The organism is Parasaccharibacter sp. TMW2.1890 (genome assembly GCF_023337645.1).
Lineage (GTDB): Bacteria > Pseudomonadota > Alphaproteobacteria > Acetobacterales > Acetobacteraceae > Bombella > Bombella apis.
This window is the reverse complement of the sequence record NZ_NWUV01000001.1, coordinates 510,272-525,283: the sequence shown is the minus strand read 5'-3', so window position 1 is coordinate 525,283 and position 15,012 is coordinate 510,272. Positions and strand designations below refer to the sequence as shown.

The 15,012-nt window shown below is 61.2% G+C and carries 13 protein-coding genes; 4 read left to right on the top strand and 9 right to left on the bottom strand.

Annotated features, from left to right (window positions below):
* Window positions 1-4 precede the first annotated feature (4 nt).
* The 3 genes from dapA to CPA54_RS02300 form a co-directional block, all read right to left on the bottom strand.
* A complete protein-coding gene (gene dapA, locus CPA54_RS02310; protein WP_043560424.1) occupies window positions 5-904 on the bottom strand; it encodes a 4-hydroxy-tetrahydrodipicolinate synthase in 900 nt (299 codons plus the stop codon).
* A gap of 104 nt (window positions 905-1,008) precedes the next feature.
* The gene (locus CPA54_RS02305) at window positions 1,009-1,848 is read right to left on the bottom strand and encodes a prephenate dehydratase (RefSeq protein WP_043560427.1); all 840 of its coding nucleotides are present in this window, start codon (window positions 1,846-1,848) and stop codon (window positions 1,009-1,011) included.
* Entirely contained in the window at window positions 1,839-2,588 is a 750-nt protein-coding gene (locus tag CPA54_RS02300) for a 3-deoxy-manno-octulosonate cytidylyltransferase (protein WP_103765468.1), read from the bottom strand. The genes CPA54_RS02305 and CPA54_RS02300 overlap by 10 nt, the downstream gene beginning before the upstream one ends.
* Before the next feature lie 65 nt (window positions 2,589-2,653).
* Between CPA54_RS02300 and CPA54_RS02295 the strand changes: the two genes are divergently transcribed.
* The 3 genes from CPA54_RS02295 to CPA54_RS02285 all read left to right on the top strand — a co-directional run bounded on the left by CPA54_RS02295 (window position 2,654) and on the right by CPA54_RS02285 (window position 6,387).
* Window positions 2,654-3,448: an inositol monophosphatase family protein gene (locus CPA54_RS02295; RefSeq protein ID WP_249085463.1), complete on the top strand. Its 795-nt coding sequence runs from the start codon at window positions 2,654-2,656 to the stop codon at window positions 3,446-3,448.
* 82 nt (window positions 3,449-3,530) lie between these two features.
* Window positions 3,531-4,796: a phosphoglycerate dehydrogenase gene (gene serA / locus CPA54_RS02290; RefSeq protein ID WP_043560435.1), complete on the top strand. Its 1,266-nt coding sequence runs from the start codon at window positions 3,531-3,533 to the stop codon at window positions 4,794-4,796.
* A gap of 94 nt (window positions 4,797-4,890) precedes the next feature.
* On the top strand, window positions 4,891-6,387 hold the full coding sequence (locus CPA54_RS02285) for a YifB family Mg chelatase-like AAA ATPase (protein WP_249085462.1): 1,497 nt from the start codon (window positions 4,891-4,893) through the stop codon (window positions 6,385-6,387).
* A 3-nt stretch (window positions 6,388-6,390) separates the two neighbouring features.
* On the opposite strand, the gene metC is transcribed toward CPA54_RS02285, so the two are convergent.
* Window positions 6,391-7,617, bottom strand: coding sequence for a cystathionine beta-lyase (gene metC, locus CPA54_RS02280; RefSeq protein WP_086431046.1), 1,227 nt, complete (start codon window positions 7,615-7,617; stop codon window positions 6,391-6,393).
* A gap of 196 nt (window positions 7,618-7,813) precedes the next feature.
* Here metC and CPA54_RS02275 point away from each other — a divergent pair, with 196 nt between their 5' ends.
* Window positions 7,814-8,533: an endonuclease/exonuclease/phosphatase family protein gene (locus CPA54_RS02275; RefSeq protein WP_227431353.1), complete on the top strand. Its 720-nt coding sequence runs from the start codon at window positions 7,814-7,816 to the stop codon at window positions 8,531-8,533.
* On the opposite strand, the gene CPA54_RS02270 is transcribed toward CPA54_RS02275, so the two are convergent.
* The 5 genes from CPA54_RS02270 to rpsB form a co-directional block, all read right to left on the bottom strand.
* Window positions 8,524-9,945, bottom strand: a complete 1,422-nt coding sequence (locus CPA54_RS02270) for a phospholipase D-like domain-containing protein (protein ID WP_086431047.1) — start codon at window positions 9,943-9,945, stop codon at window positions 8,524-8,526. The genes CPA54_RS02275 and CPA54_RS02270 overlap by 10 nt on opposite strands.
* An 86-nt stretch (window positions 9,946-10,031) precedes the next feature.
* Window positions 10,032-12,242 carry a DNA topoisomerase IV subunit A gene (gene parC / locus CPA54_RS02265; protein WP_249085461.1) on the bottom strand — a complete coding sequence of 737 codons (2,211 nt, stop codon included), beginning with the start codon at window positions 12,240-12,242 and terminating at the stop codon, window positions 10,032-10,034.
* A gap of 41 nt (window positions 12,243-12,283) precedes the next feature.
* Window positions 12,284-13,054 carry a DNA repair protein RecO gene (gene recO / locus CPA54_RS02260; RefSeq protein ID WP_043560446.1) on the bottom strand — a complete coding sequence of 257 codons (771 nt, stop codon included), beginning with the start codon at window positions 13,052-13,054 and terminating at the stop codon, window positions 12,284-12,286.
* Window positions 13,055-13,133: 79 nt separating this feature from the next.
* Window positions 13,134-14,045: a translation elongation factor Ts gene (gene tsf, locus CPA54_RS02255; protein ID WP_086441176.1), complete on the bottom strand. Its 912-nt coding sequence runs from the start codon at window positions 14,043-14,045 to the stop codon at window positions 13,134-13,136.
* Window positions 14,046-14,193: 148 nt separating this feature from the next.
* Entirely contained in the window at window positions 14,194-14,961 is a 768-nt protein-coding gene (rpsB, locus tag CPA54_RS02250) for a 30S ribosomal protein S2 (RefSeq protein WP_043560449.1), read from the bottom strand.
* Window positions 14,962-15,012 lie beyond the last annotated feature (51 nt).

The window sequence follows — 15,012 nt, the reverse complement described above, 5'->3', positions numbered from 1 at the left end:
CGTCTTAATCCAGAAGGCCAAGCAAACGCAGAGCCTCGTCCACACGCTTCTTCGTTCCTTCCGTCGGCTCCACCATTGGCAGGCGCAGCGTGGATTCGCACAACCCGAGACGGGACATGGCGTACTTTGCCGGGGCTGGGCTGGTCTCGGCAAACAGGGCATCATGCAGCGGCAGCAGCCTGTCCTGAAGAGCAATGGCCTCCTGCACCTTCCCTTCCCGCCAGAGACGATGGAGCTGGGAGCAGAGATCCGGTACCACGTTGGACGTCACACTGATGCAGCCGTGCCCTCCGGCGGCCAGAAAGGACAGGATGGTCCCATCCTCACCAGAAAGCTGGTTGAAGTCCGCCCCAGCCTCCCGCCGCACGGCCAGCGGACGGGAAAGATTGGCCGTAGCATCCTTCGTACCGACAATGTTCGGGTGCTTGGCCAGACGCCCCAGGGTCTCCGGCGTCAGGTCCACAACGGAACGGCCCGGGATGCAGTACAGCCAGAGCGGCAGCGGCGTGGCATCAGCCACCGTCATGAAGTGGCGGTACAGCCCTTCCTGCGTCGGCTTGTTGTAATAGGGAACGACCACCAGCAGGGCATCGGCCCCCACCTTGTGAGCATGACGAGCCATACCCACAGCCTCATGTGTGCTGTTGGAGCCTGCTCCGGCCATCACGAGCGCACGGCCAGCAGCCACCTCCACACAATGCTCCACGACACGGCCATGTTCCGCATGGGAGAGCGTCGGGCTTTCCCCCGTTGTCCCGGACGGAATGAGGCCTGTCGTCCCGCCCTGGATCTGACGCTCGATCAGCCTGGTAGCGGCCTGCTCGTCCAGCGTGCCGTCCTTCTTCATGGGGGTGATCAGGGCGGTCAGCGAGCTGTGGTACCGTTCATTGATATTCTGTGCCATCTCTTTACTCTCCACCCTTGTCCCTGCTCATAAAAATCCGTGGGCTGACCTCGCCAGCCGACATTCTGCTGCCATTATAATGAGACCTCTCCGCTGGAGAAAGGTCACATCTCATCCCGAAACGAACTCCGCCGGTAGGTGCCCAGCACGTGATGATCCTGGCTCACCCCTGCCAGCTCCAGAAGAGCCTCCCGAACTCCCCTGTCATCCGGCGCCCCCTCAATGTCCATCAGAAAACGGGATGCCTCAAAAGAGCCTCCCAGCATGTAGCTTTCAATCCGTGTCATGTTGACCCCATGCCGTGCAAAACAGGCCAGAACATCACACAATGCCCCCGGCACATGCCGGACATGAACGATCAGCGTCGTCATCATCGGCTGGCCTGCCACGGATTCCACCACAGCGTCCGGAGGGGCCACACGGTAGAAACGGGTGGTATTGTGGGCGGCATCTTCCACATTGCGCAGAAGAACTTCGAGCCCGTTCAGCTCTCCAGCTAGGGAGGACGCCACCGCCGCCTCTTCCCTGCGCCCCCAGCCTGCCACAAGCTCGGCGGCTCCCGCCGTGTCAAACTCTGTTACCGGCTCCAGATCATACCGTGCCAGAAGACCCCGGACCTGCGCCATCGCCACAGGGTGCGTATGGACACGCTTCACATCTTCAAGCCGTGCCCCCTTCACACCCAACAGACAGTGTTCCACCCGCTGGAAATGCTCCCCCACGATCTTCAATCCCGCTTCCGGCAGCAGCGCATGGATCTCTGCCACACGACCGGCAAGGGAATTCTCGCATGGCAGAAGGGCCTCATCCGCCAGACCATCCCGCACGGCCTCGATCGTCTCGGCAAAGCTGCGACAGGGCAGCGTGGCCCAGCCCGGACGTGTGGCCCGGCAGGCCAGATCGGAATAAGCTCCCGGCCGCCCCTGAAACGCAATTACCGGCATGATGGCTGCTCCCCTACTCTGGCCCGGACTCTCGCAAGGTCTTCCGGCGTATCCACCCCCAAGGGAGCCGTGGCAATCCGGGCACAGCCAATCGTCATGCCCGCCTCCAGCGCACGGAGCTGCTCCAGCTTTTCCCGCTCTTCCAGCCCGGAGGGCGGCAGGGTAACGAACCGGGCCAAGGCCTCACGACGCCACGCATAGACACCCACATGATGCCAGTACACGCCCTCACCCCACGGAATCACGGACCGGGAAAAATAGAGTGCCCGGGCCACGTCATCGTCACTCTGGAAACTACAGGCCACCTTCACGACCGACTCGGCGTCACGCTCCTCGGGACCCTGCACCGGGGCAACCAGTGTCCCGATGTCGAACCGCCCTTCTGCCAGTGGGCGCAAGGCCTGCTGGAGGGTCTCCGGCTCCACAAGAGGGAGGTCACCCTGAAGATTGATCACGCAGTCATGCCGCCTCTGCGGGTCGTGAGCTTCAATCGCCGCCTGCACCCTGTCCGATCCGCTTGGCAGGGCCGGGTCTGTCAGAATGGCCTTCACCCCCGCCATGCCTGCCACAGCGTCCCGGATTTCCTCATCTCCGGCCGCCACGAGGACAGGCCCCAACCCGGCCGCCACAGCCCGGCGGGCGACATGAACGATCATGGGCTCGCCATCAATCTCGGCCAGAGCCTTGCGTGGAAGCCTTGTGGAGGCAATTCTGGAGGGAATGACAATAATCGGTTGCATGATCCCTGATTGCCGTGCGGTCCTGTCCACGTCAATCAACCCAGCAGGAAAAAGGCACAATCCTCATGCGTCAGTCTGATCTTTCCTCCCATCTGGCCCTTGCCCAGCGCTGCGCCGATGCTGCCCGACAGGTCATCCTGCCGTATTTCCGCCAGTCCCTCACCATCATCTCCAAGGCCGATGACAGCCCCGTCACCCTGGCCGACCGGGAAGCCGAATCTGCCATGAGGGCCATTCTGGAAAAACATGTTCCCCATCATGCCATCCTGGGCGAAGAGGCCGGTGCCTCTGGCACTCCGGGGAAAGACTGGCTCTGGGTGCTGGACCCCATTGACGGCACACGCTCCTTCGTAACGGGCCGACCAAGCTTCACGACACTGATCTCACTGTTTCATGAAGGCCGTCCCGTACTGGGCCTGATCGACCAGCCCGTCACCAATGAACGCTGGCTCGGGCTGGATGGTGAATCCAGCCGCTATGTCGCCCCGCACATGCCCGGCACCATCGGCACCCGGCAGACTGTCCGCCTCAAAGGGGCTGAGCTTTCCTGCACGGCACCGGAAATCTTCCGTCCTGCCCAGTTCCGGCAGTTTCAGGCACTTCAGCAAAAAGTCCGCCGGACCTCATGGGGAGGAGATGCCTACGCTTACGGACTGTTGGCTCTGGGACAGATCGACCTCATTGCGGAAGATACGCTCAAACCATGGGACTGGGGACCACTGGCCCCCATCATCAGGGGGGCCGGTGGCAGCCTGACGGACTGGTCCGGCGCCCCGCTGACACTGGAAAGTGACGGCACCGTACTGGCCTGTGCCAGCACACCCCTGCGTGATGAGGCCATGGAAGCCCTTTCCACCTGACGATCTGTCCATTACACATAGATAACGATTCTTCACGAGGTCACGCCTGCTGACCCGGTTCCCACGATGAAGGTTACCCGCCATGCCCCTCTCCCTCGCCAAAGACAGAATCAACATTCTTCTGCTGGAAGGCATCCATGACAGTGCCGTCAACTATCTGGAACAGCAGGGCTACGCCTCTGTCACCCGGCTGAAAGGCGCCCTGGAAGGCGATGCCCTCAAGGAAGCCCTTCAGGGTGTCCATATGGTCGGCATTCGCAGCCGGACGCAGCTGACAGCCGATATCATCAACTCTGCCAACCGCCTCATGGCCATTGGGTGCTTCTGCATCGGCACCAACCAGGTGGACCTCAAGGCTGCCCGGATGGCCGGGATTCCCGTCTTCAATGCGCCTTTCAGCAACACCCGTTCCGTGGCCGAGCTGGTCATGGGCGAGATCGTGATGCTGCTGCGCCGCATTCCGTCCCGCTCGGAGGCCTGCCACAAGGGGGGCTGGGAAAAGTCCGCCAACAATGCGTGGGAAGTCCGCGGCAAGACGGTCGGCATCGTGGGCTACGGCTCCATCGGGTCCCAGCTGTCCGTTCTGGCCGAATCCTTCGGCCTGCGGGTGCTCTTTTACGACATCGCCCCCCGCCTGCCACACGGCAACGCCATTGCCGTCAGCTCTCTGGAAGAGCTGCTGGGCCAGTCCGACATCGTGACGCTGCATGTTCCTGAAACACCGGAAACGCAGAACATGATCGGCGAGGCTGAAATCCGGGCCATGAAGCCGAACTCCATTCTGCTCAACAACGCCCGTGGCACGGTGGTGGATATTGAAGCCCTGGCCCGTGCCCTGAAGGACGGCCACCTGATGGGTGCGGCCATCGACGTCTTCCCCGTGGAACCGAAGAGCAGTCAGGAGCGCTTCACCTCTCCGCTCCAGGGGCTGGAAAACGTACTGCTGACCCCACACATCGGTGGCTCCACCATGGAAGCACAGGAGCGCATCGGTGTCGAAGTCGCCCAGAAGCTGGTGGATTATTCTGATGTCGGCTCCACCATCGGGGCTGTCAACTTCCCACAGGTTCAGCTGGGTGAGCGCCCCGGCGGGATGCGCTTCATGCATGTCCACTCCAACCAGCCGGGCATCCTTGGGCAGATCAACGACATTTTTGCCAAAGCCGCCTGCAACCTGACGGCCCAGTTCCTCCAGACAGATGGTGAGCTTGGCTACGTCGTGACCGAAGCCGAAGCACAGGAAGGCCAGAATGTCGCCGAACTGGAAAAAGAGCTTCTGGAACAGCTCCGTAGCCTGAAAGGAACCCTGCGGGCCCGCTCCATCCGTCCGGTCCCGGCTGAAGACTGAGCCGTCCTGCTGCCCTGTCCGGTCTGCTTCTGACAATCGCCCGGCAGGTCCACTGTCGGGCGGTTTCATATCCGACCCACAAGGACTTCTGATCATGGCCACCACCCCGCCCGCTCTTGCCCGCATCCAGAGCGTCACCTTCTCTGGAATCGATGCCTTGCCTGTCATGGTGGAAGTTCAGATTTCCAGCGGGCTGCCATCCTTCATCATTGTCGGGATGCCCGCCCGGGCCATTGCCGAATCCCGGGAGCGTGTCCGTGCGGCACTCTCCGCCATGGGGCTGGCCCTCCCTCCGAAACGGATCCTCGTCAATCTCACCCCGGCCGACCTCCCCAAGGAAGGAGCCCATTTCGACCTCCCCATCGCTCTGGGCCTGCTTGCCGCCATGGGTGTCATCCCGGCCGACTCCATCACGGCCCTGACCGCTTTGGGTGAAATCGCCCTTGATGGAACGGTCACCCCTGTAAACGGCATCCTCTGCGCCGCCCTGACAGCCTCGACCCAGGGCCAGGGGCTGATCTGCCCAGCATCGCAGGGGGCAGAGGCACGCTGGGGCCATCCGGCCCTTGAGATCATCGCCACGCCATCCCTCACGGCATTGATCGGCCATCTCCGCAAAGAACAGCCCCTGCCGGATGAACCCCCTCCTACCCCCCAGCCTCCCGATTATGGCCTCGACCTCCGGGATGTGAAGGGCATGATGCAGGCCCGTCGTGTGCTGGAAATTGCCGCCGCAGGTCGTCACTCCCTGCTCATGTCTGGCCCGCCCGGGTCTGGAAAATCCATGCTGGCCAGCCGTCTGCCCGGTATCCTGCCTGATCTCTCTGCGACGGAAATCCTGGAGACCAGCCGCATCCACAGCATTGGTGGCCTGTTGCCTGCCGGGCAGCTTGTCAACCGTCCCCCCTATCGGGCGCCACACCACAATACGACACTGCCTGCTCTGGTCGGTGGCGGTCCAAAAGCCATGCCCGGCGAGGTCAGCCTCGCCCATAATGGCGTCCTGTTTCTGGATGAACTCCCTGAATTTCCCCGCAACTGTCTTGAAGGACTGCGCCAGCCTGTCGAATCAGGTGAGGTCACCATCTCCCGTGCCGCACGGCATACACACTATCCGGCCCGTTTCCAGCTTGTTGCCGCCATGAACCCCTGCCGCTGCGGGTATGTCCATGATGCCGAGCGTTCCTGCAACCGGGCACCACGCTGCGCACAGGATTATACGGCCCGCATCTCCGGCCCGATGCTGGACCGCATGGATCTGTGCGTTCATATCCACTCCCTTTCACCTCTGGCCATCAGCCGTGCTCCCACAGGGGAAAGCAGCGCAGAGGTACGGGCCAGAGTGCAAAAGGCCTATGATCGGCAGATGGAACGACAGGGAACCTGCAACAGCACCATGCCCCCCGATGGGTTCCTCTTCGAAGCGGACGCCCTGGCTCTTGCAGAACAGGCAGCCCTGCGGGTGAAACTTTCACACCGTGGCATCACACGCATGTTCCGTGTCGCCCGCACGATTGCCGATCTGGACGGCACGGAAACCGTGCAGAAACACCATGCGGCAGAAGCTCTCTCCTACCGCACCCCGCTCTGAAGATCAGGAAGACAGTCCATCCAGCCCACGGGCCAGATCAGCCTTCAAATCCGCCACGTCCTCCAGCCCGACCTGAATACGGAAGGCTGCGCCCTTCGGCAAACCCTCTTCATGATGTCGTGTCAGTCCCCCGGATGTCGGCAGGACAAGACTTTCATACCCCCCCCAACTGGCTCCAATGCTGAAGAGGTTCAGTCCGTTCAGCATGGCGACCATGGCTTCCTGCGTGATCCCTTCAACCAGCTCCACACCGAACAGACCACTGGCATCCGTGAAATCACGCTTCCATATCTCATGCCCCGGACAGCCCGGCAGGGCTGGATGCCGCACATGGGCGACCTCCGGGCGACTCTCCAGCCAGAGGGCCAGCTCATAAGCGGAGCGGGCCTGCTGGGCCAGACGGACAGCCATGGTCTTCAGGCCACGCAGGGTCAGCCAGCAGTCATCCGGGGCACCGCAGGCTCCCAGCTCGATGGCGGCACGGCGCAGGGCCTGCCAGTGTTCCTGCCGCTGGACCGTGATGGACCCGAGAATCACATCCGCATGGCCGCTGGGATATTTCGTCAGGGCCTGAATGGACACATCCACCCCATGCGTGAAAGGCTGGAACGCCCCGATCCCCCATGTATTGTCCAGCAGCAGCCGTGCCCCGGCTCCGTGTGCCAGACGGGCGATCCGGGGAACGTCCTGCACCTCGAACGTATGACTGCCCGGGCTTTCGGCAAAAACCACGGCCGTGTTGGGCCGGAGATGCGCCCGCAGGGTGGCTTCATCCGCACGGGGCGGATAAAAGCCGGTCTCAACCCCAAAACGGGCCAACATTCCCAACGCAAAACGCCGTGTCGGACCATAGACGGAATCTGGCAGAAGCAGATGGTCCCCGCTCTTCAGGAACGCCAGCAGAGCCACGCTACAGGCTGCCAGACCGGAATTGACAACCTGCGTATGGCTTCCGCCTTCCAGGGCTGCAATCACCTGTTCCAGCCTGTGCTGGACGGGGTTGCCCATGGCGCCATAAACAAGCCTGTGATCGTAGGCATGAACGCCCTGGGCCTCCATGTCCTCAACCGTCGGGAACACGACCGTTGAACCACGCTCAACCGGCATGTTGACAAATCCGCCTTCCCGACCCGGCTGCTGACGCCCGGCGTGGGTCAGAAACGTTGCAAATTTCTGCCAGCCCTCACCAATGACAGACCCTGCCCCTATGGTCCTGCTCCTGCTCTTCATACCTGTCACTCCTGCTATCCATGCGGGTCGGACAGACATTTTCCCTTCTTCACGAAGAGACGCAACCCCCCTTCATGAAGCCCCCTGCCGTACAGCTTTCTCCTGTAAAGAAGGCCGGTATCTGGCATGAAGGTTCCATGATGTTCTTTACCGCCAAAACGGTATAGACTGCCTTCTCCCTTTCAGGCCTGTGCAGATGGGTCTTGTTTCTGTTGATTATCAGGTCATTACAACAATGCAGGACCCGACATTGCCGTTTGCAGTCCCCCATGCCCTCCGGCTGGTGAGCTGGAACCTTTTTCATGAGGATGGTGCCACGCTGGAGGATATCCGCCTCCTGCTGCGGGTTACGAAGCCCGACATACTGCTCATGCAGGAATGCCGCCCCTTCATCAACCGTCTGCCCGACCTCATAGGGGGGCATTTCAGCCGTCTGGCTTCAGAGGGACGGGTCCATGGCACCGCCTGCTGGAGCCGCCATCCCTTTCTCTCCTCCCCACGGCTGCACATGCTGCCGCCCGGTCTGGCTGCCCACCGTTCTGCCCAGCTGCTGGAATTTGATACAGGGTTTGGGCCGTTCGGCCTCGCCAATGTCCATCTCTCCCACGGTCCCATCCTCAACCGGCGTCAGCTGCGGCTCATCCGGGAGGAACTGCCGGAACGGGCCATCATCATCGGAGACTTCAATCAGGTAGGCCCCGCCATGCTGCGGGGTTTCAGGGATGTGGGACCACGGGAGCAGACCCACCGGATGCTCGACAGGGTGCCCCTGCGGCTGGACCGCTGCCTTGTCCGCGGTTTCTCCCTGATGGAACGGCGGGTCTATCCCCGTTTCGGATCAGACCATCGCCCCATTGCCGTCACCCTGCAACCAGAGGCCGTAAGCAGCAGCCTCACCCTTCCTGATCAGAGATAAGGCAGGAAGAGACAGCAGGCCGCATTCCGCAAGCGGACCGGCAGGGACCATGAATCAATTTCAGCAAGCGTCAGCTGATGGCTGCAATGGCCAAGGATGAACTCTTCCAGATGACCTGCCGTCTCCGCACCATGCAGGGTCAGATTGCATTCGAAATTGAGACGCAGGGACCGTCGGTCCAGATTGGCACTGCCAACAAGGCTCCAGGCCCGGTCCACTGTCATGAGCTTGGAATGGTTGAAAGGCGGATCCCCCAGCCAGACCCGGCAACCCGCCAGCACCAGGTTCCTGAGGCGGGCATTGCGGGCATAATCCGTCACCGGATGGTTGCTGTGACGGGGAACAACAATATCCACCCGCACCCCACGCAGGGCAGCCAGCCCAAGCTCTGTGGCAAACCGGTTATCCGGGATGAAATAAGGGGTCATGAAGCAGACATGGCTGCGGGCCAGAATGACAGCCTGAAGAATGGTATATTCAATCTTCTCAACATCCATGTCCGGCCCTGACGTCACGACACGGGCCGGAATACTGCCACCCGCCACAGGCACCGGAAAATAACGCTCCCCTTCCAGGGTTTCCCCAGTCGTGAAGGCCCAGTCCCTCACGAAGACCTCGGAAAGCTGCTGGACCACGGGACCTTCCAGCTGGAAATGCGTATCCGCCACCGGGATGCGCCGCCCTCTGGGCTGGTTGAGCAGATTTTCCGCTCCAATATTCAACCCACCCATGAAGCCTGTCCGGCCATCCACCACCAATATCTTGCGATGGTCCCGCAGATTGATGAACGGCATCCGCCACGGCCAGAGAGAATGCATGAACCGGGCACAGGGTATGTTCTCCCGCTTCAACCTCTGGATGATCGGGCTGTAGAGATAGCCACTGCCGATACCATCCACCAGTACACGGACCTCCACCCCACGCTGCCGGGCCTCCGCCAGAGCTGCCACGAATTTCCTGCCGATTCCATCATCCCGAAAAATGTAGGAACAGAGCAGAATGGAGTGCTTTGCCCGGGCAATGCTTTCCAGCATCCTCGGATACGCATGGTCGCCATCATGCAGGCAGGTCACGCTGTTCCCCTTGAGCAGGGGCAGGCCAGTCAGTCCATCCAGCATCTTTACCAGAGGTGCCATGAAACTGTCGGCAGCATCATGGGTCCATGTCGCCAGAAAGGCCGTCTCCTCCGGGCTGACATCTTCCCGCAGCTTCTGCGCCCGGCGATGGACACGATTGATCCCCAGGCAGAGATAAAGCAGCGACCCCAGATAGGGCATGACCCAACAGAAACCTATCCAGCCAGCGGCAGCAGCCGTATCCCGTTTGGTGAGCAGGATATGGCCTGTTACCAGAAGGGAAAGACTGACATGCAGCAGCCCCAGCAGGAAGGTGTATGAAAAAAGCGCTGCCATGTCCTCTCCTCAGCATGGTCCCATTAATCAGCCCGCCCCCACCTGTAGGCGGAGACGGCCGGCAGGCTGTTTCAGGCTTGTCCCGCCTATCGGCGCAGCATCCATTGTGGTGCTGCCCGCCCGACAGCGCCCCGGCGGCCAACCAGCGGGGCCAGATCAGCCGGGGACCGGACCTTCTGCCCCTCCTGCCAGACGAGGCCCTCTTCCAGAGAGAAGAGACGGATATGGCTGATCGCCACGCCATCAGCCAGTTTCTGGAGGCTGACACCCCCTCCCTTCGCCACTTCGGCCACCTGCTCAAGCGGGAAGATGAGCGCACGTCTGGCTGTTGTCAGGCAGAGAACATGCGTCCCCTCAGCGGGCAGGGCAAGCCATACCTGCGCTCCATCCCGCACGTTGAACACCTGCCGCCCTGTTCTCTTCTCCGCTGCAAGATTGCTGGCGGCCACCTGCATCCCCCGGCCATCGGTACTGGCCAGAAAATACCGGGCATCATCCTCACCAAGAACAAACAGGGCCACAGCCTGATCATCCTGCGCCAGATCAGCCAGTGTCCGCACCGGCTGACCAAAGCCACGCCCCCGGGGCAGGTCCGCCACCTTCAGCGTGAAAGCTCGCCCCCCGGCTGCCATCAGACAGAGACGGTCCGTACTCTGACACTCGACATGCCAGGCCAGTCCGTCCCCTTCCTTGAAGCGATGGTTCTCCACATCATGCCCATGCCCCTTGACGGCACGAACCCAGCCCTCCTGTGAAAGAAGCACCGTGACAGGTTCCCGTTCCACCGCCAGAGCGGCAGAAGTATCAATGCTGACCGGGGCCTCACCCATGACCGTGCGACGCTGGCCATAGGGTCCACCTTCAAACAGGGCCTGCATCTTCTGGAGATCTTTCCCGATCCGGCTCCAGCGCCGCTTTTCAGACCCCAGCAGAGCCTCCAGTGACGCCTGCTCTTTGCCCAGACCGTCCCATTCCTTGCGGATTTCCATTTCTTCCAGCCGTCGAAGGGACCGCAGACGCATGTTCAGCACATGATCCGCCTGAAGCTCACTCAAGGAGAACGCTTTCATGAGGGCAGGCTTCGGCTCATCCTCTTCCCGGATGATGCGGATGACCTCATCAAGATTGAGATAGACCTTCAGGAAGCCATCCAGAATTTCCAGCCTTTTCAGGACGGCATCCAGACGATGCTGCGTGCGGCGGACCAGCACGTCATGCACATGCTCCAGCCAGGCCTTCAGGGCCTCCTTGAGGGACAGCACGCCGGGGATTTTCCCCTGGCTGAGAACGTTCATGTTCAGGCTGAAGCGGCTTTCCAGCATGGTGTGCCGGAAGAGCGTTTCCATCAGCACATCAGGCTCGCAACTGCGGGTTCTGGGTTCCAGAACCAACCGGATATCCGTTGTGCTTTCATCCCGTACATCAGCCAGGAGAGGAAGTTTCTTCTCTTCCATCTTCCTGGCGATATCTTCGATCAGTTTACCCTTCTGCACCTGATAGGGAATTTCCGAGACGATGATGGTCCATGCGCCACCACGGCCCTTCTCGACCGCCCAGCGTGCCCGGATGCGGAAGCTGCCACGCCCTGTCTCATAGGCCTGGGCGAGCGTCTGGCGGTCTTCAACCAGCAGGCCACCGGTAGGGAAATCCGGCCCCGGCACGACATCCAGCAGCTCCTCCGTGCTACAGTCCGGCTTCTCGATCAGTAACCGGGCCGCCTGATAGAGTTCGGCGGCATTATGAGGAGGGATGCTGGTGGCCATACCCACGGCAATCCCGGCCGCTCCATTGGCCAGAAGATTGGGGAAAAGCCCCGGCAGGACGACCGGTTCCTGATCCTCATTGTCGTAGGTCGGACGGAAATCGACCGCATCATCGCTGATTCCTTCCAGCATGATGCGGGCCGTTTCGGTCATGCGGCTTTCGGTGTACCGCATGGCAGCCGCACCATCGCCATCAATGGACCCGAAATTGCCCTGTCCTTCCACCAGCGGATAACGCACGGCAAAATCCTGCGCCAGACGCACCAGCGCATCATAGACGGATGCATCCCCATGGGGATGGAACTTACCGATGACATCACCCACCACACGGGCACATTTCTTGAAGCCGGAACTCGGGTCCAGCTTGAGCTGCTGCATGGCATAGAGCAAACGGCGATGCACCGGTTTGAGCCCATCCCGTACATCCGGCAGAGAGCGTGACGTGATGGTGGACATGGCGTAGGCCAGATAACGCTCACTCAGCGCCTCAGCCAGCCGTGTATCTTCGATATGCCCGGCGAGATCGCCCGTCATAAGGTCTCCTGCTTCATGTTCGCCTCTCTGATGGAGGCAGGTTAGACACGCTCTTCTTCCTCCTGTCCAGAGGCCGCATCCTCAGCCAGTCGGTACAGGGCTGTCATCAGCCGGTCCCGTGCAGCGGGCAAAGGACGATGGCAGGCAGCAAAAACAGCCCGCTGAAGAAAATGGCCACTCAGCCTTGCCCCAGCAAGCCAGTCTGCCGGCTTTCCTTCCTCTTCATCATCCAGAAGACAGGACGGCAGAGGAAGAAGACGATCCTTCCACTCCCCAGCTCCCTCCTCACTTACGGCACGCCCCGTGCGGGGAGACACATAGGCCAGCCCCTCCCGCACGCCCGTAACGGCACATTGGTCCAACGTCAGGCCATACCCCAGCTGCTCCAGAAGAAGCAGTTCCCAACGCAGATAAAGCGCCACGGGTGGCAGGGCGGCGGACACGCTCATCACCCCCATGAAATGGGCCAGAGACGCAAACAGCGCCTCATGTGGCTCCCTCTCTGGCAGGGCTTCACTACACAGGCCACAGGCACTCCCGAGCAGGGACAGAGATAGAGGATGGTCGAGGAGGAAAGACGCTGTGGGCCGCACAAGCTCCGCTGTCATGTAACCCAACTGTTCTGGCAGGCGGGCCTTCCAGCGGGCCACGACCAGACTGCCCTCCTGCCAGAGCGCCGCCTGCCGCCGGGACTGCCCGCCACGCACCAGAGCATGAAAAACCCCCCGATGCCGGGTCAGTGCACGGACCAGCAGACTGCTTTCCCCATGAGGAGAAAGCCGCAGGATGATGGCCGGATCTTCCCACTCCATACCGTTACCCTCAAGACAGAAAAAGGGGCCCCGCCATATTGGCGAAGCCCCTTTCTTCTAGCAAGAAACCGTTAAAGGCTTATTTCTTCTGGCCAGAAGCCGCAGCCACCTCGGCAGCAAAGTCCGTCTCAGCCTTCTCGATGCCTTCACCCAGCTTGTAGCGGGCAAAACCAACCAGCTTGGCACCAGCCTTCTTGACGACTTCCTTCACGCGGCTCTCACCGTCATGCACCCAGACCTGCTCCAGCAGAACCACTTCCTCGTAGAACTTGCGGATACGGCCTTCCACCATCTTCTCGATGATGGCTTCCGGCTTGCCGGAGGCACGGGCCTGGTCTTCCAGCACCTTGCGCTCGTGAGCAACGGACGCAGCGTCCACGCCATCCACATCCAGAGCCGTCGGGCTGGTGGCAGCAACGTGCATACCGATCTGACGGCCCAGTGTCAGCAGAGCTTCACTCTCGGAAGGAGCCTCGACAGCAGCCAGCACACCGATACGGCCTACGCTGGGGCGCAGGGCACCGTGAACGTAGCTGGCCACGACACCAGACGGCACGCTCAGCACGTCCACGCGACGCAGGCTCATGTTCTCACCAATGGTGGCGACCAGATGGGTCAGCTCATCAGCAACGGTGCGGCCAGACGGCATCTTGGCAGCCTTGACGGCCTCCAGATCACCACCAACCTGCAGAGCCACCTTGGCGATGTCTTCCACAGCCTGCTGGAAGGCATCATTGCGAGCCACGAAGTCCGTCTCGGCATTGACCTCAACCATGGCAGCCTTCTTGCCATCAACGGCCACACCCACCAGACCTTCAGCCGCAACGCGGCCAGACTTCTTGGCAGCCTGGGACAGACCCTTCTTGCGCAGCCAGTCGATGGCAGCCTGCATGTCGCCATTGGCTTCCGTCAGGGCCTTTTTACAGTCCATCATGCCTGCGCTTGTTGTATCGCGCAGCTCACGCACCATTGCAGCAGTAACTTCTGCCATATCTCTTCATCCCCGATAAAACACCCATGCAGCCGGAAAGTCTCCACGGCTGCATGAGCTGTTCATGTCACAATATCCACTGTCCGGCCACTCCATGAAAGACGGGCCGGACTGTCCGCATGGCCCTGTGGCCAAAAGCCGGAGAGGCTTATTCAGCCTTCTCTGCCACAACGGTTTCCTCAACCGGCAGCTCTGCGGAAGCGCCAATGTCCTGCCCGGACGCAGCCAGCTCGGCAGAAATGCCATCCAGCACGGCACCGGAGACCAGGTCGCAATATGTGGCGATGGCACGGATGGCATCATCATTGCCCGGGATCGGGAAAGTGACACCCTTCGGGTCGGAGTTGCTGTCCAGCACGGCAATCACGGGGATGCCCAGCTTGTTGGCTTCCTCAACAGCCAGCTTCTCCTTGTTCGTGTCGATCACGAACAGCAGGTCCGGCAGGCCACCCATATCCTTGATACCGCCGAGGGAGCGTTCCAGCTTTTCGCGGTCACGGGTGATGTCGAGGACTTCCTTCTTGGTCAGGCCGGTCGTGTCGCCAGCCAGCATTTCGTCAATGCCACGCAGACGCTTGATGGAGCCGGTGATGGTCTTCCAGTTCGTCAGCATCCCACCGAGCCAACGGTGATTGACGTAGTACTGGCCGCAACGCTGTGCTGCATCAGCCACCAGATCGGCAGCGGAGCGCTTCGTACCGACGAACAGAACACGTCCACCGGAAGCCACGGTGTCACGCACCTGCTTCAGGGCGCGGTCCAGCAGCGGAACGGTCTGCTGAAGGTCGATGATGTGCACCTGGTTGCGGACACCGAACAGGTACGGTGCCATGGCCGGGTTCCAGCGACGTGTGTGATGACCGAAATGAACACCAGCCTCGAGCAGCTGGCGCATCGTGAACTGTGGCATTGCCATAGTCTGAAACTTTCTTTCTCTGGTTTGTCCTCCGCATGGCAACGCCCCTTG

Coding starts and splice junctions, on each gene's coding strand:
- CPA54_RS02270 (WP_086431047.1), bottom strand. CDS start 9,945: ATGGCAGCGCTTTTTTCATACACCTTCCTGCTGGGGCTGCTGCATGTC.
- CPA54_RS02300 (WP_103765468.1), bottom strand. CDS start 2,588: ATGCAACCGATTATTGTCATTCCCTCCAGAATTGCCTCCACAAGGCTT.
- tsf (WP_086441176.1), bottom strand. CDS start 14,045: ATGGCAGAAGTTACTGCTGCAATGGTGCGTGAGCTGCGCGATACAACA.
- serA (WP_043560435.1), top strand. CDS start 3,531: ATGCCCCTCTCCCTCGCCAAAGACAGAATCAACATTCTTCTGCTGGAA.
- dapA (WP_043560424.1), bottom strand. CDS start 904: ATGGCACAGAATATCAATGAACGGTACCACAGCTCGCTGACCGCCCTG.
- parC (WP_249085461.1), bottom strand. CDS start 12,242: ATGACGGGCGATCTCGCCGGGCATATCGAAGATACACGGCTGGCTGAG.
- recO (WP_043560446.1), bottom strand. CDS start 13,054: ATGGAGTGGGAAGATCCGGCCATCATCCTGCGGCTTTCTCCTCATGGG.
- metC (WP_086431046.1), bottom strand. CDS start 7,617: ATGAAGAGCAGGAGCAGGACCATAGGGGCAGGGTCTGTCATTGGTGAG.
- CPA54_RS02275 (WP_227431353.1), top strand. CDS start 7,814: ATGGGTCTTGTTTCTGTTGATTATCAGGTCATTACAACAATGCAGGAC.
- rpsB (WP_043560449.1), bottom strand. CDS start 14,961: ATGGCAATGCCACAGTTCACGATGCGCCAGCTGCTCGAGGCTGGTGTT.
- CPA54_RS02305 (WP_043560427.1), bottom strand. CDS start 1,848: ATGCCGGTAATTGCGTTTCAGGGGCGGCCGGGAGCTTATTCCGATCTG.
- CPA54_RS02285 (WP_249085462.1), top strand. CDS start 4,891: ATGGCCACCACCCCGCCCGCTCTTGCCCGCATCCAGAGCGTCACCTTC.
- CPA54_RS02295 (WP_249085463.1), top strand. CDS start 2,654: ATGCGTCAGTCTGATCTTTCCTCCCATCTGGCCCTTGCCCAGCGCTGC.